This is a genomic window from Mycetocola sp. BIGb0189 (genome assembly GCF_024810155.1).
In the GTDB taxonomy this organism is placed as follows: Bacteria; Actinomycetota; Actinomycetes; order Actinomycetales; family Microbacteriaceae; genus Mycetocola; species Mycetocola lacteus.
The window spans coordinates 251,967-269,794 of record NZ_JANUED010000007.1; the positions used below are offsets into that span (position 1 = coordinate 251,967).

Annotated in this window: 17 protein-coding genes; 11 read left to right on the forward strand and 6 right to left on the reverse strand. The window is 67.2% G+C overall.

Annotated features, from left to right (window positions below; translation table 11 throughout):
• The first annotated feature begins 20 nt into the window (after positions 1-20).
• Positions 21-1,127 carry an FAD-binding oxidoreductase gene (locus M2390_RS12730; protein ID WP_259179242.1) on the forward strand — a complete coding sequence of 369 codons (1,107 nt, stop codon included), beginning with the start codon at positions 21-23 and terminating at the stop codon, positions 1,125-1,127.
• Between the two features lie 61 nt (positions 1,128-1,188).
• On the opposite strand, the gene purD is transcribed toward M2390_RS12730, so the two are convergent.
• Positions 1,189-2,463: a phosphoribosylamine--glycine ligase gene (gene purD, locus M2390_RS12735; RefSeq protein ID WP_259179243.1), complete on the reverse strand. Its 1,275-nt coding sequence runs from the start codon at positions 2,461-2,463 to the stop codon at positions 1,189-1,191.
• Between the two features lie 17 nt (positions 2,464-2,480).
• On the opposite strand from purD, the gene M2390_RS12740 reads away from it, so the two are divergent.
• The 4 genes from M2390_RS12740 to M2390_RS12755 all read left to right on the forward strand — a co-directional run bounded on the left by M2390_RS12740 (position 2,481) and on the right by M2390_RS12755 (position 4,677).
• The gene (locus M2390_RS12740; protein ID WP_187977317.1) at positions 2,481-2,852 is read left to right on the forward strand and encodes a sterol carrier family protein; all 372 of its coding nucleotides are present in this window, start codon (positions 2,481-2,483) and stop codon (positions 2,850-2,852) included.
• Positions 2,849-3,607 (forward strand): SDR family NAD(P)-dependent oxidoreductase, encoded by a 759-nt coding sequence (locus tag M2390_RS12745; RefSeq protein WP_259179245.1) that lies wholly within the window; start codon positions 2,849-2,851, stop codon positions 3,605-3,607. The genes M2390_RS12740 and M2390_RS12745 overlap by 4 nt, the downstream gene beginning before the upstream one ends.
• Positions 3,608-3,664: 57 nt before the next feature.
• Complete coding sequence (locus M2390_RS12750) at positions 3,665-3,904, forward strand: PLD nuclease N-terminal domain-containing protein (RefSeq protein WP_259179247.1); 240 nt, start codon at positions 3,665-3,667, stop codon at positions 3,902-3,904.
• 107 nt (positions 3,905-4,011) lie between these two features.
• Entirely contained in the window at positions 4,012-4,677 is a 666-nt protein-coding gene (locus M2390_RS12755) for a hypothetical protein (RefSeq protein WP_259179249.1), read from the forward strand.
• 146 nt (positions 4,678-4,823) lie between these two features.
• On the opposite strand, the gene M2390_RS12760 is transcribed toward M2390_RS12755, so the two are convergent.
• From M2390_RS12760 to M2390_RS12770, 3 genes are read right to left on the reverse strand one after another with little or no spacing between them, the layout of a single operon-like run.
• Positions 4,824-5,588, reverse strand: coding sequence for a heme ABC transporter ATP-binding protein (locus M2390_RS12760; RefSeq protein WP_259179251.1), 765 nt, complete (start codon positions 5,586-5,588; stop codon positions 4,824-4,826).
• Positions 5,585-6,661, reverse strand: a complete 1,077-nt coding sequence (locus M2390_RS12765) for an iron ABC transporter permease (protein ID WP_259179253.1) — start codon at positions 6,659-6,661, stop codon at positions 5,585-5,587. Before M2390_RS12765 ends, M2390_RS12760 begins: the two co-directional genes overlap by 4 nt.
• Positions 6,658-7,749: a hemin ABC transporter substrate-binding protein gene (locus M2390_RS12770; RefSeq protein WP_259179255.1), complete on the reverse strand. Its 1,092-nt coding sequence runs from the start codon at positions 7,747-7,749 to the stop codon at positions 6,658-6,660. The genes M2390_RS12765 and M2390_RS12770 overlap by 4 nt, the downstream gene beginning before the upstream one ends.
• 207 nt (positions 7,750-7,956) lie before the next feature.
• Between M2390_RS12770 and M2390_RS12775 the strand changes: the two genes are divergently transcribed.
• From M2390_RS12775 to purF, 4 genes are all read left to right on the forward strand, one after another.
• Positions 7,957-12,600, forward strand: coding sequence for an HtaA domain-containing protein (locus M2390_RS12775; RefSeq protein ID WP_259179257.1), 4,644 nt, complete (start codon positions 7,957-7,959; stop codon positions 12,598-12,600).
• A gap of 108 nt (positions 12,601-12,708) precedes the next feature.
• The gene (locus M2390_RS12780) at positions 12,709-13,092 is read left to right on the forward strand and encodes a hypothetical protein (protein ID WP_121687601.1); all 384 of its coding nucleotides are present in this window, start codon (positions 12,709-12,711) and stop codon (positions 13,090-13,092) included.
• Entirely contained in the window at positions 13,089-14,198 is a 1,110-nt protein-coding gene (purM, locus tag M2390_RS12785; RefSeq protein WP_259179262.1) for a phosphoribosylformylglycinamidine cyclo-ligase, read from the forward strand. The genes M2390_RS12780 and purM overlap by 4 nt, the downstream gene beginning before the upstream one ends.
• Positions 14,199-14,233: 35 nt before the next feature.
• The gene (gene purF, locus M2390_RS12790) at positions 14,234-15,688 is read left to right on the forward strand and encodes an amidophosphoribosyltransferase (RefSeq protein ID WP_259179265.1); all 1,455 of its coding nucleotides are present in this window, start codon (positions 14,234-14,236) and stop codon (positions 15,686-15,688) included.
• A gap of 76 nt (positions 15,689-15,764) precedes the next feature.
• Here purF and M2390_RS12795 read toward each other — a convergent pair whose 3' ends face one another.
• A complete protein-coding gene (locus M2390_RS12795) occupies positions 15,765-16,292 on the reverse strand; it encodes a GNAT family N-acetyltransferase (RefSeq protein ID WP_259179267.1) in 528 nt (175 codons plus the stop codon).
• Positions 16,293-16,384: 92 nt separating this feature from the next.
• Entirely contained in the window at positions 16,385-16,576 is a 192-nt protein-coding gene (locus M2390_RS12800; protein ID WP_030147884.1) for a DUF3073 domain-containing protein, read from the reverse strand.
• Between the two features lie 225 nt (positions 16,577-16,801).
• Between M2390_RS12800 and M2390_RS12805 the strand changes: the two genes are divergently transcribed.
• Together M2390_RS12805 and crcB are read left to right on the forward strand one after the other, a co-directional pair.
• A complete protein-coding gene (locus tag M2390_RS12805) occupies positions 16,802-17,227 on the forward strand; it encodes a CrcB family protein (protein WP_259179268.1) in 426 nt (141 codons plus the stop codon).
• Complete coding sequence (gene crcB, locus M2390_RS12810) at positions 17,224-17,604, forward strand: fluoride efflux transporter CrcB (protein WP_259179271.1); 381 nt, start codon at positions 17,224-17,226, stop codon at positions 17,602-17,604. The genes M2390_RS12805 and crcB overlap by 4 nt, the downstream gene beginning before the upstream one ends.
• The last annotated feature ends 224 nt before the right edge of the window (positions 17,605-17,828 follow it).

Genomic DNA, 17,828 nt, shown 5'->3' on the forward strand with positions numbered 1-17,828 from the left:
CCCGCTGGTAGCCTTCATCCATGAGTGCGCAGACGACAAAACGCATTGCCGTGATCGGTGCCGGGGTGCTGGGGGCCGCGATCGGGTACTCGCTGGCCCGAAGCGGATCCCAGGTTCTGATTCTCGATGCCGGACAGCCCGCCGGTGGTGCCACCGGCGACGCATTCGCCTGGATCGGGCTCTCCGCCTCCGCGGCCGACCTCGAACAGGCGGCACTGCGCCGCTTCGCCTCCGCGGAGCTCGACCGCCTTGCCGAGGAGCTGACGCTCCCGTTTGCCCTGACCCGTCGCGGTGCGCTGTCCTGGTCGGACGCCCGCGGTAACCCGGATGCGGACCTGATGATCGATCCGGAGCTGCGGGCGCACGTACGCGTACTGTCCACCGAGGGGTGCGCCGCCCGGGAACCGCATCTGCGCACCCCGCCCCGAGCGGCGGTCCTGGCCGAAACCGATGGCAGTGTGGATCCGGTGGCGCTCACCCGGTCGCTTCTGAGTGGTGCCCTCGCCCGTGGAGCAGAGTTCGTGCCCGACACCCGTGTGCATGAGCTGGTGGTGACCGACGGCCGGGTTACCGGGGTGCGCACCGCGGCCGGGACCGTCACCGTGGATGAGGTCGTGGTCGCGGCCGGGACGGGAACCACCGCGCTGCTGCGGAGCGCGGGAGTGCACGTACCGGTGGTCGCGTCGCCGTGCATCCTGCTGCGGCTGCGAACCTCGGCACCGCTGATCAACGGGATCGTGTCCGGTCCCGAGTTTGAACTTCGCCAGGCAGACGAGACAACGCTGCTCGCCGCCGAAGACTACCTCGATGACTCGGTGGAAAACGGGCCGGAGGCGGTGGCCACCCGCGCGCTCGCAACCATTCGCCGGGAAATCCGCGGGGCCGAGGAGGCCACCCTGGAGAGCGTTCGGGTGGGGCTGCGGCCGATTCCCGAGGACGGACGTCCGGTCCTCGGACGTACCGGAACCCCGGGGCTGTCGGTTGCGGTCGCCCACGCGGGCATCGCCCTGACTGCGGGCATCGGCACGCTGCTGGCGCGGGAGCTGCTGGAGGGGATCGAGTCCGATCTGCTGACCACGTTCCGGCCATCCCGCTTCGTCGAACCGGACGCCACCCCGCACCCGTGACACAAAAAACCACCGTGGGCCCGCTCCGCATGGAGCCTGCCCACGGTGGTCAGGGTTGGAGCTAGTGTGCGACCTTCGCGGCGATGTCGGTGCGGTACTGGCCGCCCTCCAGGCCGATCTTGTCCAGCGCCGCATAGGCTGCGGCGCGGGCGGCGGTGAAGTCGTCGCCGAGGCCCACCACGTTGAGCACGCGCCCACCGGTGGCGAACAGCGCGTCACCCTGGACGGCCGTTGCCGCGTGGGTCAGGTGCACGCCGGGGACGTTTTCGGCATGGGCCAGGCCGGTGAGTACGCGACCGGTAATCGGTGCCTCGGGGTAGCCCTCGCTGGCCAGAACCACGGTGACCGCGGCCTGGTCGGAGAATTCCGGACGGGGCTGCTCGGCCAGGGTGCCGGTCGCGGCCGCATAGAGCAGCTCGGAGAGGTTCGAGGTGAGACGCGGCAGGACGATCTGGGTCTCGGGATCGCCGAACCGGGCGTTGAACTCGATGACCTTGACCGTGCGGCCACCATCCACCAGGATCAGACCCGCATAGAGCAGACCCACAAACGGGGTGCCCTCGGCGGCCAGCTGACGGATGACCGGGGCGGCCACGGTGTCCAGCACCTGGTCCACAAACGCGCGCTCGGAACCGAAGTGCTCATCCAGCCAGGGCAGCGGCGAGTAGGCGCCCATGCCGCCGGTGTTGGGGCCGGCATCGCCGTCCTGCAGGCGCTTGAAGTCCTGGGCGGGGGAGAGCGGCAGCACGTTCTGGCCGTCGCTCAGGAAGAACAGGGAGACCTCTTCGCCGTCGAGGAACTCCTCGATCAGCACGCTGCCGGCGTCGAGGTACTGGCGGGCGTGCTCGATTGCGGCGTCGCGGTCGGAGGTGACCAGCACACCCTTACCGGCGGCCAGGCCGTCGGCCTTCACCACGTGGGGTGCGCCGAGCTCGTCGAGGGCGGCCACAACCTCCTCGACGGTGGAGGCGCGGAAGGCGCGCCCGGTGGGGACATTCGCCTCGGCCATGATCCGCTTGGCGAAGTTCTTCGAGCCCTCAAGGGCGGCGGCGGCACGGTCGGGGCCGAACACCGGGAACCCGGCGGCACGCAGCACATCGGCCACACCGGCTACCAGCGGGGCTTCGGGACCGATGATCACCAGGTCGGCGTTTTCGGCACGCGCGAGTTCGGTGACCGCGTCGGGGTCGGTGGCGTCCACGGCGACCACGGGTACGCGCGCGGCGATACCGGCATTGCCGGGGGCCGCCACGATGGCGTGACCGGCGTCTTCGCCGAGCAGGGACAGGACGATTGCATGCTCACGGGCACCGGAGCCGAGGACCAGGATCTTCACGGTACTAGCCTAGAGGTATGGCACGTGCACAGATACCCGATTCCGACGGTCTCGCGGCCGTTCTGGCCACCCGCGGCGAGGCACCGACCCGCGATCAGAAGGCGATGGCCGTTCGCTATACGCTCCAGCTGCTCGCCGAGCGCGCACCCGGAAACACCGTCGAGGTACGGGTTCCACCCTTCGGGGCCACCCAGTGCATCGAGGGTCCGCGGCATACCCGTGGCACCCCGCCGAACGTGGTCGAGATGACCGCCGAGGTGTGGCTGGATCTGGCGCGCGGCGTCCTGGACTGGGATGACGCGGTGCAGGCGGGTAGTGTCTACGCCTCGGGTCAGCGCGCCGATATTGGTGGGCTGCTGCCGCTGCTGCGTGGAAGGTTTGCCGAGTGAGCGCCGCCGAGAACCGCGGCCCGATCACGCTGATCACCGGCGGAACCCGCGGCATCGGGGCCGCCACCGCCCGTCGTCTCGCGGCCGCCGGGCACAGCCTCGTGCTCGGATATCGGGGTAACACCGCCGCGGCACAGGCGCTGGTTGCCGAGCTGGCCGCAGCCGGAACCGCGGTCCTGGCGGTCGGGGCAGACCTGTCCACCGACGCGGGGATCGACACCCTCTTTACCGCGGCCCTGGAGCGTTTTGGGCACCTGGATAACGTGGTGAATAACGCCGGGGCGACCCTGCACATCGGACCACTGGCCGAGACTCCGAGCGACACCGTGCGTGCGGTAATCGACACTAACCTGACCTCGGCGGTGCTGGTCGCCCAGCGTGCGGTGCGCGAATTCCTGGCCGCCGAGACGCCCGGCGTGCTGGTGAATGTCTCCTCGACCGCCGCCCGCAACGGATCTCCCAACACCTACGTGCACTATGCGGCGGCCAAGGCCGGGGTGGATGCGCTGACCCAGGGGCTCGCCGCCGAGGTGGCCCCGCACGGAATCCGGGTGGTCGGGGTGGCCCCGGGCACCACGATGACCGACATTCATGCGGATGCCGGGGAGGCCGACCGCCCGACAAAGGCGGCCGCGCGCATCCCGCTGGGTCGGGCCGCCGAACCGGACGAGATTGCCGCGGCCATCGCCTGGCTGGTCACGCCGGATGCGAGCTACACCGCGGGTACCACGATCCGGCTCTCCGGCGGGGCGTAGGCCGTCTCGGCCAAAGCAAACGGCTGTTATTCTGGGGTTCACTATCGAGGGGGAACCATGGAACCGAATCCGCTGCTACCGGCCGGCTACGACATCGTCTGGAGCCTGGTCGTGTTGGCGATCATCGGACTGGCCATCGCCGCACTGATCTCGCTGGCGCGCAGCCCCCGCACCGGCACCCCAGCCGACTCGTTCCGCGCCCTCTGGGCCCTGGCGATCATCTTCCTGCCGCTGATCGGTGCACTCACCTGGTTCTTCTTCGGTCGCCAGCCCGCCCGCGCAAACCCCCGAAGCTAGTACCTCCGGGGCTCGCGCACGATTCACGGACCATCACCGGCTCTATCGAGCTCGCGGATGTTCCGGGCGCTCGGTTGATTCTCGACCTCAATTGCAATTCTGTGGGCATGACGGCATTGAGAATTCAGCAGGAGTTGCTTCACGGTGCGTATTCGGCGGGCAGGAACCCGGTTGCCTTTATCGATGAGTCGTATCTGGCCCCCGGTGCCGTGCCGCACTCGCAGGCGGCACCCTTCTACCTGATGGCAGCGTATGTACTGCCGCGGGCCGAGCTGAACGAGGTTCGGCACGAGCTTCGGCGCATTGCGGGGGCGGAGTATTGGCATTCCACCCAGGCGCACCAATCAGAGAACGGGCGGCGTCGCATTCATGATTTTGCTCGATATATCGCCACCGGTGCGGACGAACTGATGATCAGCGTGCGAACCCCGGTTGAGCATTCGGATTCCGGAGGTGAGCGCGCGCGGGTCCGTTGCTTTGGATTGTTGTTGGGCGCGTTGGAACGAGGCGAGGCTGGAGATGGCATCGGGCTTGCGGTCTTCGAGGAGAGAAAATTCATGACTCAACGCAACGCGGACGCCCGGATCATCGCTCGGGCTCGAACAAGCGCTATTATTTCGCGGCAACTGAGAGTGATTCCCGCGTCGCCGTCACACGAGAAGCTCCTGTGGCTTCCCGACCTTCTGGCGTTTGCGATGTATCAACAGCGCGTGGGCGGGTCGCAGAACTATTCACATACATTTCGTGAGCGCGTGATTGAGGTGCGCGTTTAAAAGAAGCAACCCCCGGGTGCCGTAGCAATCAAACCGGGGGCCAAGGTGACTGCCCGAGTACAAATACCGGGGGATCACCTCTTGCTGTCTCTCATGGTGCCACTCAGTGCCGCCAATTGCAATGAAGTTGACCGCATTGGCCGGGACTAGCGCAGCGGCACGATCAGGGGCGGGCGGTCCGGGCGCTCGATGATCTCGACCCGCTGACCGTAGACCTCCTCGACCCGTGCGGTGGTCAGCACCTCACTCGGGGTGCCCGAGGCGGCGATACGCCCGCGCGAGAGCAGGGTGATCCGGTCGGCATAGGCGGCGGCCAGGTTCAGATCGTGCAGCACCACCACCACGGCGTCGCCGGCGCGCGCACGGTCGCGGGCGATGCGCAGCACGTCCTCCTGATGGCGCAGATCGAGGGCCGCGGTGGGCTCGTCCAGCAGCACAATCGGCGCGCGCTGGGCGAGCACCCGGGCCAGTGCCACGCGGGCGCGCTCGCCACCGGAGAGGTGGGGGATCGTGCGGTCCATCAGGTGGGCCACGTCGGTCTGCGCCACGGCCTCGGCGATTGCCCGCTCATCCTCGGCCTCGGCCGGGGTGCGCTGCCAGGGCGCGCGTCCCATTTCCACGATCTGCGCGGCCGTAAACGGGAAGGTGACTGTGTTGTCCTGGGTGAGGACCGCGCGCTCGCGGGCCAACTCCTTCGGACGCCACTCGCCGAGATTCTTCCCGTCGAGCAGCACCGCACCGGATGCCGGGGTGCGATCCCCCGAGAGCATCGCCAGCAGCGTGGACTTCCCCGCACCATTGGGACCAATCAGGGCGTGCAGCTCACCGGGAAGGACCCGCAGCGAAACATCCTGCAGCACGGGTTTGCCGGAAAAGGACAGCGAGACGCCCTCGGCCATCAGGTCACTCATGCCCAGCCTCCCTGCGACTTACGGGTGCGAATCAGCAGCCAGAAGAAGAACGGTCCACCCACCAGCGAGGTGACCATACCGATTGGCAGGTCCGCGTTGGCAATCGCGGTGCGAGCGAAGAGGTCGGCGAGCACCACCAGCAGCGCGCCGCCGAGCACCGACGCCAGTAGCAGCGGGCGGTGGGCGGGGCCGATGATCATCCGCATCAGGTGCGGGATCACCAGGCCCACAAAACCGATAATGCCGGTGAAGGCCACGGCCACCGAAACCAGCACGGCGACCAGCAGGATGACGGTGATCCGCAGCGCCTCGACGTTCACACCCAGGTGGCGGGCGCTCTTTTCTCCGAGGGCAAATAGGTCAAGCTTCGGGGCGACGAGGTAGGCGACGATCAGGCCGATCACCACCACCGGGAACACGGTCGCCACCTGGGTCCACAGGGCACCGTTGAGGCTGCCCAGCTGCCAGAACACGATCTGCTCGCGTGAGGAGGTGTTGCCCAGGAAGGTCAGGAATCCGAGTCCGGCGGCGCAGATCGCGTTGATCGCGATGCCGGTCAGGATCAGCGTGACCACCTCGGTTTTGCCTCCCGAGCGGGACACCATATAGACGGCAAACACGCTGATCAGGCCGCCCACAAACGCCAGCGCGGGCACCGTCCAGTTACCCAGAGCCGCCATCCCGGTGACAATCGCCAGGGCCGCGCCGAGCGCCGCCCCCGAGGAAATCCCGATCACGCCGGCATCGGCCAGCGGGTTTCCAAAGATCGCCTGCAACAGCAGACCCGACCCGGCCAGCGCGGCTCCCACCAGGACACCCAGTAGCAGACGGGGCATCCGTACGGTCCAGAGCGCCGCCTCGGCGCCGGGGGCCGCGGGCGGAACCGAGACGCCAAACTTGGCGATGATCAGGTTCCACACCTCGTGCGGGGCGATCGGAAACTGGCCGAGTCCCAGCGAGATAAAGATGGCGAGCACCAGCGCGATCGCCAGCCCGCCGATCAGCGCGAGACGGCGGCCGGTGAGGCGGTGTTTGGACACACGGGTGCGTGCGGGGGCCTGCGCGCCACTCATTTGGCGGGGGTGGCGCTGGGTTCCGGTGCCGTATAGAGGGCGCGGGCGAGGGACTCCACCACGGCCGCGGTGCGCGGTCCGAAGCCGAGGATCTCGGTGTCGTTCATGGTGACCACGCGGCGGTGTTCGCCGGCGGGGGTCGAGGCCAGGGCGGGGATCTGCTCGAGCAGCCCGTCGATGCCGTTGACCGATTTGAGGCCGTCGGTCATCATCAGCAGCACATCGGGCTTGGCGTTCATCAGGGCCTCGGCGGTCATCGGCTTCATCCCGTTCCAACCGATTTCCTTGGCCACATCCACCCCACCGATCGCGTCGATCAGCGAATCGGCGCCGGAACCCTCACCAAAGAGGTAGTAGATGCCCGCGCCACCACGGGCGTAGAGGAAGATGACGCGGGGGCGCTTGGACTCATCCGCGGGCACAATCTTCTGCGCGTCACCCAGGGCGGTCTTGAGTTCGGTGTCGATGCGCTCGGTGAGCTTGGTTCCGGTCTCGGGGATGCCCAGGGCGGTGGAAACCTCGCGCACGATGTCGCCGGTGTTGGAAATGGTGCGGTCCTGGGTGATCTTGACCACCGGAATGCCCGCCTGGGCGAGCTGCTCGCGCACGGCCTTGGGGCCGAGGCTGCCATCGGTGAGGATCACGGTGGGGGCCATCGCCAGGATCGCCTCGGCGTTCAGGGTGTGGCTGGAGCCGGTGGCCAACGGCAGCTTCTCGGTTCCGGGGAACGAGGTGGCGGCGTCGCGACCGATCAGGTTCTTGCCGAGACCCAGGCCCCAGACGGTGGCGGCGAGGGTGCCGGAGATGTCGAGGGCGAGGATGCGCGAGGCGTCCGTCACGGTGACCTGCGCGCCGGCGTCATCGGTCACGGTGACCGGAAGCTTCGGAGACGGGTCCTTCTCGATCGGGTCGATCGCCGGGTTGGCCAGGCAGGCGTCGGAGACGCCGGTGATCTGGTTGGCCGGGGTGTCCAGCTTCAGCTCGCTGAGCGGAGTTTGGGCGCAACCGTCGTTCTCGGGCGTCGTTGCCGTAGCGCTACATGCGGTGAGCAGCAGCGCGGTCAGGGTGAGAAGTGCGGCGGTGCGCACGCTTTTTCCGCGGGGTGACATCTGGTTTCTCGCTCTACGTGGGGAATTTAACGAGGTAAGGCTAGCCTCAGCTTGACAAGTGCCGTCCCGACCAGATTTACTCGATCATAGCCTTGCCTTACTTAGGCTAACCTATCTGCGCCTCAAGTGGTACTTCACCTGAGCTTGCTGCGGATAGAAACCCCACACCCCACCTCTGGAGTTTCCGTGTATCTCTCAGCCCTGTCCTCGCGGCTGCGGGTCTGGCTTGCCCCGATCCTGGCACTGGCGCTTGTCGCCGGTGGTCTGATCGTTGGTAGCGCCCCCGCCCAGGCCGCCCCCGCCCCCTCGATTTCGGTCACGCCCAATGGGCCGCTTGACCCCTCGCAGGCCAACACCCTCGAGGTGAAGGGCACGGGATTTGAGGGCCCGGGTGCCGCCAACGGCGCCTATGTGCTGTTTGGTGAGACCTCGGTGTGGAGCGGTGGCACGGCCCTACCCGCCGACGGGTGGATGGCGCAGACATTTGTCCCCAAGTCCATGGTGGTGGATGGTGCCTTTACCACCACCCTGGTGGTTCCCGCCGGCAAGCTGGATCCCGCAAAGACCTACCAGGTAGCGACCTCGGCCGCACACGCGCTGTCGATCACCGACCGCAGCATGGACTCGTTTGCCCCGGTCACCGTCAAGGGTGCACCGACGCCCGAGCCGACCCCGACCCCGGAGCCCACGGTTACTCCGGAGCCGACCCCGACCCCCGAGCCCACGGTGACCCCGGAGCCGACTCCGACCCCCGAGCCCACCGTTACTCCCGAGCCGACTCCGACTCCCCAGCCCACCGAGACTCCCGCCGCCCCCAAGGTTGTGGTTTCCAAGACCACCGGCCTGAACGGTGAGGGTGACACCGTCACGGTGACCGGCACCGGATTCCTCCCGACCGATAAGACCGTGGGAACGCGTCCGCCGCTGGCCGGCAAGTTCACCGGTGCCTACGTGGTGTTTGGCAAGTTCGCCGACAACTGGAAGCCCTCCGCAAGTGCTCCCGCGAGTGCCCGGGTCACCGGTGCCACCAAGTGGGCCGTTCCGGCCGAGTCGATGCAGGTGATTGGTGGGGCAAACGCCGGTGCCATCGAGCTCAAGGCCGACGGTTCCTTCAGCACCGAGATTCAGGTCAAGCGTGGATTTGATAAGGAACCCGCAACCGGAAACTACGGCATCTACACCTACGCTGCCGGTGGGCCGGTCGAGGCGAGCTTCGAGACCGCAACCCCGCTGACCTTTGCCCCGCAGCAGGGCAAGGTAACCGTTTCCAAGACCACCGGTCTGAACCCCGACGGCGACACCGTCACCGTCAAGGGAACCGGCTTCTTCCCGACCGCAAACACGATCGGTGCGCGTCCGCCGCTGGCCGGTAAGTTCACCGGTGCCTACGTGGTGTTTGGTAAGTTCGCCGACACCTGGCAGCCCTCCGCGGGTGCCCCGGGCACCGCACGCTCGGTTTCCGACCAGAAGTGGGCCGTAGCGGCCGACTCGATCGAGACCATCGGTGGCGCGAGCGCCGGTGCCATCGAGATCAAGCCCGACGGCACCTTCGAAACCACACTGACCGTCAAGAAGGGGTACGACAAGGAGCCGCAGGCCGGCAACTTCGGGATCTACACGTATCCCGGCGGTGGGGCCAAGGAGGCTCTGTTCGAGACGGCCACCCCGCTGAGCTTTGCCCCGGCGCAGGCCAGGGTTACCGTGGACAAGGTTGCGGGTCTGAACCCCGCCGGAGACCTGGTGACCATCAAGGGAACCGGATTCCTGCCGACCGCAAACACCGTGGGAACTCGTCCGCCGCTGGCCGGCAAGTTCACCGGTGCCTACGTGGTGTTTGGCAAGTTCGCCGACACCTGGAAGCCCTCGGAGAACGCACCGAGCTCGGCTCGTTCGGTTTCAACCCAGCGCTGGGGCGTAGCCGCCGAGTCGATGGAGACCATCGGTGGCGCGAGCGCCGGTGCCATCGAGATCAAGCCCGACGGCACCTTCGAGACCACCCTGGTGGTCAAGCCGGGCTATGACAAGGAGCCGCAGACCGGCAACTTTGGGATCTACACCTACGCCGGTGGCGGTGCCAAGGAAGCGCTGTTTGAGACCGCAACCCCGCTGAGCTTCGCTCCGGTTGCCGCCAGCCCCAAGCTGAGCATCACCCCGAACTCCGACGTCGACCCGGCCAAGGCCACCGCGTTCACCGTCTCGGGCACCGGCTATGTCGGCCCCGGAGCGGCCAACGGCGCCTACGTTCTGATCGGCCCGAAGGGCAACTGGACCGCCGGTACCCCACTGCCCGCAACCGGGTGGCTGACCCAGGGCTTCGTTCCCGCCGCACAGGTGAAGGACGGCACGTTCACCACGATCCTGAACGTTCCCGCCGGAACCTTCGTCGCGGGAACCGAGTACGCCGTGTACTCCTCGGCCGCCCACGGTCTCTCGATTACCGATCGCTCGCTGGATGCCTCGGCACCGATCACGCTGAAGTCCAACCTGCCGACCCTGACCATCACCCCGAATAAGGACGTGGACCCGGCGAAGAACAACACCTTCACCGTCTCGGGCACCGGCTATGTCGGCCCGGGTGCCGTCAACGGTGCCTACATTCTGATCGGTTCGAAGTCCAACTGGGCCGCGGGCACTCCGCTGCCCGAGACCGGCTGGCTTGCCCAGGACTTTGTCACCCCCGCCCAGATCAAGGACGGTGCCTTCACCACCACGCTCGTGATCCCCAGCGGTCAGTTTGTGTCCGGTGGCGAGTACGCCGTCTTCTCTTCGGCGGCACACGGCCTCTCGGTGACCGACCGTTCGCTGGATGCCTCCGCGGCGATCTCGCTCAAGTCGTCGGTCATCATCGACCCGAATAAGCCCTCGCTGATTGTGTCCCCGAGCGCCGATGTCAACGCGAGCGTGGACAACGTCTTCACCGTGACCGGATCGGGATTCACCGGCTCCGGCGCGCAGTTCGGTGCCTACATCCTGCTGGGTGAGAAGGGCTACTGGACCGGAAACTCGGCCCTGCCCGGCGACGGATGGCTCGCTCAGGAGTGGGTCCAGCCCAGCCAGATCGTCGGTGGAAAGTTCACCGTTTCGATCAGGGTTCCCGCGGGCACCCTGAACTCGGCCAAGACCTATGAGATTGCAAGTTCCGCAGCCCACGGCCTGTCGGCCACCGACCGCAGCCTGGACGCCTTTGCGACCATCGCGATGCGTTCGGGCACCGGTAACGGCGGGGTCGAGCCGGCCAAGCCTCCGGTGGATCAGCCCGCCGTCACCAACCCGGTGGCATCCATCACCGGTGGATCGCTGCGCTGGTCGGTCAAGAACCAGTTCTCCGACTACGTGCAGGGACCGATCGCCAAGGGCTCGGTGAGCACCGTCGGCGGTGCCACCCGGGCAAACGGCGCGTTCCAGTTCGGCCAGTCCGCGGTGAGCGACTTCAACCGGGCTACCGGTACCGGAAGCGTGAGCTACTCCGGTGGAGTGCGCTTCTACGGCCACGGCGGCGTGCTGGACTACACCCTGTCCAACCCGACCATTCAGGTTCTCTCGCCCACCAGCGCGACCCTGACCGCGAGCCTGAACGGCAACCGGATCGTCTTTGGCACCCTGAACCTCGGCGCGGCCACCCGCACCGAGAACGGTGCGGCCACCACCTGGAGCGGCGTGCCCGTCCAGGTGAGCGCCGCCGGTGGCGAGCTCTTCCAGGGCCGCTACGCGAGCGCCGATCCGCTGACCTTCACGATCGGTTCGCCGGCCGCCGCCCCGCTGGGTGTCTCCGGCACCGTGCTGTCGGTCTCGGCCAAGGACAAGAACACCACCCTGCCGATCCCGGCCACCCCGCCGGCCACCACCGGGCTGAACGTCACCGAGACCGAGCTCGCGAAGCTCAGCACCGGTGAGAGCGCGACCGTGACCGCGTCGGGCTTCCAGCCCGGCGAGAAGGACATTCGCGTGGTGGTCTACTCGACCCCGATCCTGCTCGGCACCATCACCGCCGACGCCAACGGAAACGCCAGCTGGACCGGCGCGCTGCCCACGACCCTCGAGGCCGGCGAGCACACGCTGACCTTCCAGGGCTCGGTCAACCACGGATTCGTGTTTACGCTGGCCGAGCGTGCCCTCGCCGAGGGTTGCGCGGTCGAGGGCGCAACCCTCAACTGGGGCTTCAAGGCGTCGTTCCTGAACTACATCGAGGGCATTGCCCGCGGTGAGTACACCGCCGCCGACGGCGCCACCTTCACCTACCCGGAGTTCGCCTTCACCGCGGGCACCGGATCGGTGGACGGCGAGAAGCAGCGCGGACTGGTGACATTCGCCGGCTCGATGCACTTCACCGGTCACCAGGGCGTCCTGGACACCACCCTGGCCAACCCGCAGATCGAGCTGGTGGATGACAAGACCGCCTATGTGCTGCTGGATGTTCACGGCACCACCCAGGATGGTCAGGCCATCGATCAGAAGCAGGTGCGGTTCGCGCAGCTGGATCTGACCACCACTCCGCTGACCCGCGGCGACAATGCTCTGAGCGGCAACAAGGTCCCCGCGACCCTGACCGCCGAGGGTGCCGCGGCGTTTGGAACCTACCCGGCCGGTGAGGCGCTGGACGCCGTCACCTTCAGCATCCCGCTGGGGGCCGAGTGCGGAGTCAAGGCCGAGGCTAAGCCCGAGGCGGCGAAGCCGGTAGCGGCCAAGCCGGCCGCCACGAACGCCGAGGCGCCGGCCGACAACTCCTGGATCTTCTGGACCGCGGGCGGCCTGCTCGCCCTGATCGTGATCGCCACCGCGAGCACCATCGTTGTGGTCCGTCGTGGCCGCCTGGCCGAGGCCGGCGAGTAGCCAGAACCATACCCCGCGGCCCGGATCTCCTCAGAGGATCCGGGCCGCGGTTTTTTGTGCGGATTCTCCCGATTCGTCAGCCACCGATCAATAGGGGACAATGGGTATATGACCGAGTCTCCGGAGCCCCAGTCCGACCCGCTGCAGGAGGAACGTACCCGCACCACGGTCCGTGTGCGCCGCTCCCCGAAGTACTTCACATTCATTGTGATTGGCGGGGCCCTGGGCATCCTCACCGCGATGATCCTCACCTTCTCGTTCCCCAAAAATGAAGACTTTAGCCAGGGGCAAATCTTCGGATTCCTGGCGCTGGTCTGCGTGGTTGTGGGGATCGCGATTTTTGGGAGTTTGGCCATCCTTTTGGATCGACTGGTTGGGCGCAAAGAACACGTCATCGATGCGGATAAGCTATACGTGCACCCCGTGGAAGAGCCCCAAGATCTCCACGAGCCGGTGGCTCCGACTACGACCGAGGGTACCGACCAAAAATGACCTCTGCCTCCGCCTCCTACCGTGACGCCGGCGTGGATACCGCCGCCGGAGACCTCGCGGTTTCGCTGATGAAACAGGCGGTTTCCGCCACACACGGACCGGAGGTGCTGGGAGGTTTCGGCGGCTTCGCCGGCCTGTTTGACGCGTCCGCCCTGCTGGGCTACCGTCGCCCGCTGCTGGCCAGCTCGACCGATGGTGTGGGCACCAAGGTGGCCATCGCCCAGGCGCTGGACAAGCACGACACCATCGGCCAGGACCTGGTCGGCATGGTGGTGGATGACATCGTCGTGGTGGGGGCCAAGCCCCTGTTCATGACCGACTACATTGCCTGCGGCAAGGTGGTTCCCGCCCGTATCGCCGACATCGTTGCCGGCATCGCCCGCGCCTGCTCGGCCACCGGCACCGCCCTGGTGGGCGGCGAGACCGCCGAACACCCGGGCCTGCTGGGTGTGGATGACTACGACGTCGCCGGTGCCGCCAGCGGCGTGGTCGAGGCCGACCGCGTGCTCGGAGCCGAGCGCGTGCAGGACGGCGACGTGGTCCTGGCACTGGAATCCTCCGGGATCCACTCCAACGGTTTTTCCCTGGTCCGGCACATCCTCGCCGGCGCGGATATTCGCTACACCGATCACAGCGCCGAACTCGGTGCCAGCTTCGGTGAGGCACTGCTGGAGCCCACCCGGCTCTACACCACCCCGCTGTTGAACCTGCTCGGCGATGAGCGTTTCGACGGTGCCATCCACTCCCTCTCGCACGTCACCGGCGGTGGCATTGCCGCCAACCTGGCCCGTGTGCTGCCGCTGGGTTCCTGGGTCGAGGTGGAGCGTTCCACCTGGTCGCCCGCCCCGGTCTTCCGGGTCCTCTCGGACATCGCCGGCACCAGCCTGGAAAGCGCCGAGGGCACCTGGAACCTCGGTATCGGTTTCTTCGCCGTGGTCTCCGCGGAGGTGGCCGATGCGGTCACCGCGGAACTCACCGCCGGTGGAATTCCGACCTGGGCCGTGGGAACCGTGCACACCTCTGCGCGCGACTTCAGCGGCTTCGAGCAGGGTGCCAAGGGTGTGGACGGCGGCGCCGTGCGACTCATCGGTCACTACGCAAACTAGAACCCCTCACACCCCGAAGAGAGCCTTTAAAACCCATGTGCGGTATCGTCGGCATCGTCTCATCAAATCCCGTCAACCAGCAGGTCTATGACGCACTGCTGCTCCTGCAGCACCGCGGTCAGGATTCCACCGGAATCGCCACCTCGGACGGATCCACCTTCCACATGCACAAGTCGAAGGGGCAGGTGCGTGAGGCGTACCGCACCCGGAACATGCGCTCGCTCACCGGCACCGTGGGCCTCGGCCACGTGCGCTACGCCACCACCGGCAGCGCGGCCAACGAGCAGGAGGCCCAGCCGTTCTATGTGAACGCGCCCTACGGCATCATCCTGGTGCACAACGGAAACCTCACCAACACCCGCGAGCTCTCCCGCGACCTGTTCCATGTGGACCGTCGTCACGTGAACTCGACCAGCGACACCGAGCTGCTGCTCAACGTGCTGGCTAACGAACTCCAGTCCTCGCTGAGTGGCCTGGACCTCGACCCCGACACCGTGTTCAACGCGGTCTCGCAGGTCCACGAGCGGGTCGAGGGCTCGTATGCGGCGATCGCGATGATCGCCGGCCACGGACTGCTCGCCTTCCGCGACCCGTTCGGCATCCGCCCGCTGGTGCTGGGTCGCCGTCCGGGCAAGGGCCAGGACGAGTGGATCGTCGCCTCGGAGTCGCTGGTGCTGGAGAGCGCCGGTTACCAGCTGGTGCGCGATGTCGCCCCCGGCGAGGCCGTGTTCATCACCCCGAGCGGTGAGCTGCACATCCGTCAGTGCGCCCTGAAGCCGCGCCTGGTGCCCTGCTCATTCGAGTATGTCTACCTGGCCCGTCCCGACTCGGTGATGAACGGTATCTCGGTCTACGATGCCCGTCTGCGCCTGGGTAACCGCCTCGCCGACACCATCGCCGAGCACATGCCGCTGGGAGACATCGACGTGGTCATGCCGATCCCCGACAGCTCGCGTCCCGCCGCCATGCAGGTCTCGCAGAAGCTCGGGATCGAATACCGCGAGGGCTTCTACAAGAACCGCTACATCGGACGCACCTTCATCATGCCCGGACAGGAGCAGCGCTCCAAGAGCGTGCGCCAGAAGCTCAACGCGATGGGCAGCGAGTTCCGCGGCAAGAACATCCTGATCGTGGACGACTCGGTGGTGCGCGGCACCACCTCCCAGCAGATCGTGCAGATGGCCCGCGAGGCCGGTGCCAATAAGGTGACCTTCACCTCGGCGGCCCCGCCCGTGCGCTTCCCGCACGTCTACGGCATCAACATGCCCTCGCGTGCCGAGCTGGTGGCTCACGGACGTAAGATCCCCGAGATTGCCAAGGCGCTGGGTGCCGACCACATGATCTACCAGGAAGTGGCGGACATGCAGAGCGCGATCATCGAGGGCTCGGATGTGACCGAACTCGAGATGAGCTGCTTCACCGGTGAGTACGTGACCGGCAGCGTGAGCGAGGAATACCTCGCCTGGGTCGAGAAGAACCAGCTCTCCTAGGCCCAGCCAGACACACAGCGGTGCGCCGCCCGAGCTTCGGGCGGCGCACCGCTGCGTGTGGCGAGACCTCTGGGGACTACTGGGCGGCGCTGAACCCGGGGGAGCGCCAGATCTCCTCGCCGTCCTCGAAGACTCCGGTGCGCTCAAGACCCAGCGCCCGTGCCACGCCGTTGGACCCGAGGTTCTCCGGGTGGATGAACGCCTCAAGACGGGTGACGCCGTGCGCGTGCAACCATCCCACGAGCCCGCGGGCGGCCTCGCTCGCAAAGCCGCGGCGCTGGAAATCCACGCCCACCACCCACGCGATCGCCGCGGTGCCCTCATCCACGGAGATCGTGGCCTGTACCGTACCGACCACGTGGCCGCCCTCACGCACGCGAAGGAGCCAGTTGGCCCACACATCCGAAATCTCGGCCGGCGAGCCCGCAGCGAGGCGCTCATAGCGTGCGGTGAGGGCGTCGTGGGCCAGGGGCTCACCGCCGATATAGCGATGCAGTTCGGTGCTGTTCAAGACGGTGAACGCCTCATCGGCGTGGCCCGGGGTGAGCGGCTCCGCATCGAGCCGAGCGGTGGAAAAGGGACTGAGCGAGATCGACTGTGTCATTGCGCCCGAGCCTAGCAGCGGGCTCGGGTTAACGCAGTGAGGGCCCCTGCCGCACGCGGCTGGGGCCCTCACTGACAGGGTGGAGGAACACGCTAGGCGTGTTTGCTCTCACCCTCATAGTCGTCGGCATACTCTGCCCACTTTGCGATCTCGGCGTCGTAGTGATCACCGGGGGCATGCCCGGTGAGCTCGCGCTCGAGCGCATCGTAATTGACCTCGGGACTGAATGATTTCAGCTCACGAGCGATCTTGGTGTGCTTTGCCTTTTGACGGCCGCGCCCCATGCGAGACCCCCTCACGAATCAGTTTGTCGAACGGGGTTACCCGCCCGATGGTTTCACCAACCAGGGAACGATAAAGACTAACCTTGATCGTAGCATGCCGTGCGGCAAAGAGCGTCCATCGGGACACTCGTGCAGGGACGCCACGCCGAAAATCGCGAATTCGTTACGCGGGGCGCACGGGTGCGGCATATGCTTCCAAGACACGATACGGGAAGGGCGGTTTCGGTGAGCGAACGTGCACACACATACCCGCCGCTGCATACGTTTATTCTGGTGGGCATCGGCGCGATGGTGGGTGTGGCCGCGCGTGCGCTGCTGGGCGAGGTGTGGCCGCCGCAGAACCACGTCGCCTATACAACGGTGGGGATCAACCTGGTCGGGGCGTTCCTGCTCGGTCTCCTCACCGAACGCCTGGCCGCCCGCGGTCCGGAGACCCCACGCATCCGCGATGTGCGGCTGCTGCTGGGTACCGGGGTCATCGGCGGATTCACCACGTTCTCGGCCATCGCGATGGACACCGTCTCCCTGCTCCACCTGGGGCGGGTCACGGATGCCCTGATCTACGCCCTGATTTCGATGCTGGGCGGCGTGCTGACGGCCTGGCTCGGCATGATCCTGGGGGCCAAATTCTTCCGCGGACGTGCCCGATGAGCGCCGGGGTTTTCGCACTGGTCATCCTCGCTGGTGGACTCGGCGGCATGCTGCGCTACTGGCTGGATGATCGGATCCGTGCGCGGGTTGGCACGGCATTCCCCTGGGGGATCCTGGTGGTGAATGCCTCCGGTGCCTTCGCCCTCGGGCTCCTCACCGGACTGCTCGGTGCGTGGGGTCTGGATGACAGCGTCCGGCTCATCCTGGGAGTGGGATTCCTGGGCGGGTATACAACGCTCAGCACCGCGAGTGTGGACTCGGTGAAGCTCATTCGGGCGGGCCATCCGGGCCGCGCTCTGATCAATTCGCTCGGCAGCCTGACGCTCGGCGTGGCGCTGGCCGGGCTGGGGTATTTTCTGGGCTCGCTCGCGGGGTAGCGACGGCTCGTCTGGGCCGGTCATCAGCGTCATACGTGTCGTTCGGGACCACGAGGGGTTAAAGAGGGGTGGGGGGGGGGGGCCCCCCCCCCCCCCCCCCCCCCGGGCCCCCCCCCCCCCCCCCCCGGGCCCCCCCCCCCCCGCCCCCCTCAGCCCGCGCCCCCCCGGGCCAGCACCCCCCCCCCCCCGCGCCGGCACCCACGGCCGAGCCCGCCCCGCCCGGC

Bases quoted from the DNA above. Each gene is read 5' to 3' on its own strand.
- M2390_RS12730 (WP_259179242.1), top strand. From the start codon at position 21: ATGAGTGCGCAGACGACAAAACGCATTGCCGTGATCGGTGCCGGGGTG.
- M2390_RS12740 (WP_187977317.1), top strand. From the start codon at position 2,481: ATGGCACGTGCACAGATACCCGATTCCGACGGTCTCGCGGCCGTTCTG.
- M2390_RS12750 (WP_259179247.1), top strand. From the start codon at position 3,665: ATGGAACCGAATCCGCTGCTACCGGCCGGCTACGACATCGTCTGGAGC.
- M2390_RS12755 (WP_259179249.1), top strand. From the start codon at position 4,012: ATGACGGCATTGAGAATTCAGCAGGAGTTGCTTCACGGTGCGTATTCG.
- M2390_RS12760 (WP_259179251.1), bottom strand. From the start codon at position 5,588: ATGAGTGACCTGATGGCCGAGGGCGTCTCGCTGTCCTTTTCCGGCAAA.
- M2390_RS12765 (WP_259179253.1), bottom strand. From the start codon at position 6,661: ATGAGTGGCGCGCAGGCCCCCGCACGCACCCGTGTGTCCAAACACCGC.
- M2390_RS12780 (WP_121687601.1), top strand. From the start codon at position 12,709: ATGACCGAGTCTCCGGAGCCCCAGTCCGACCCGCTGCAGGAGGAACGT.
- purM (WP_259179262.1), top strand. From the start codon at position 13,089: ATGACCTCTGCCTCCGCCTCCTACCGTGACGCCGGCGTGGATACCGCC.
- purF (WP_259179265.1), top strand. From the start codon at position 14,234: ATGTGCGGTATCGTCGGCATCGTCTCATCAAATCCCGTCAACCAGCAG.
- M2390_RS12795 (WP_259179267.1), bottom strand. From the start codon at position 16,292: ATGACACAGTCGATCTCGCTCAGTCCCTTTTCCACCGCTCGGCTCGAT.
- M2390_RS12800 (WP_030147884.1), bottom strand. From the start codon at position 16,576: ATGGGGCGCGGCCGTCAAAAGGCAAAGCACACCAAGATCGCTCGTGAG.
- crcB (WP_259179271.1), top strand. From the start codon at position 17,224: ATGAGCGCCGGGGTTTTCGCACTGGTCATCCTCGCTGGTGGACTCGGC.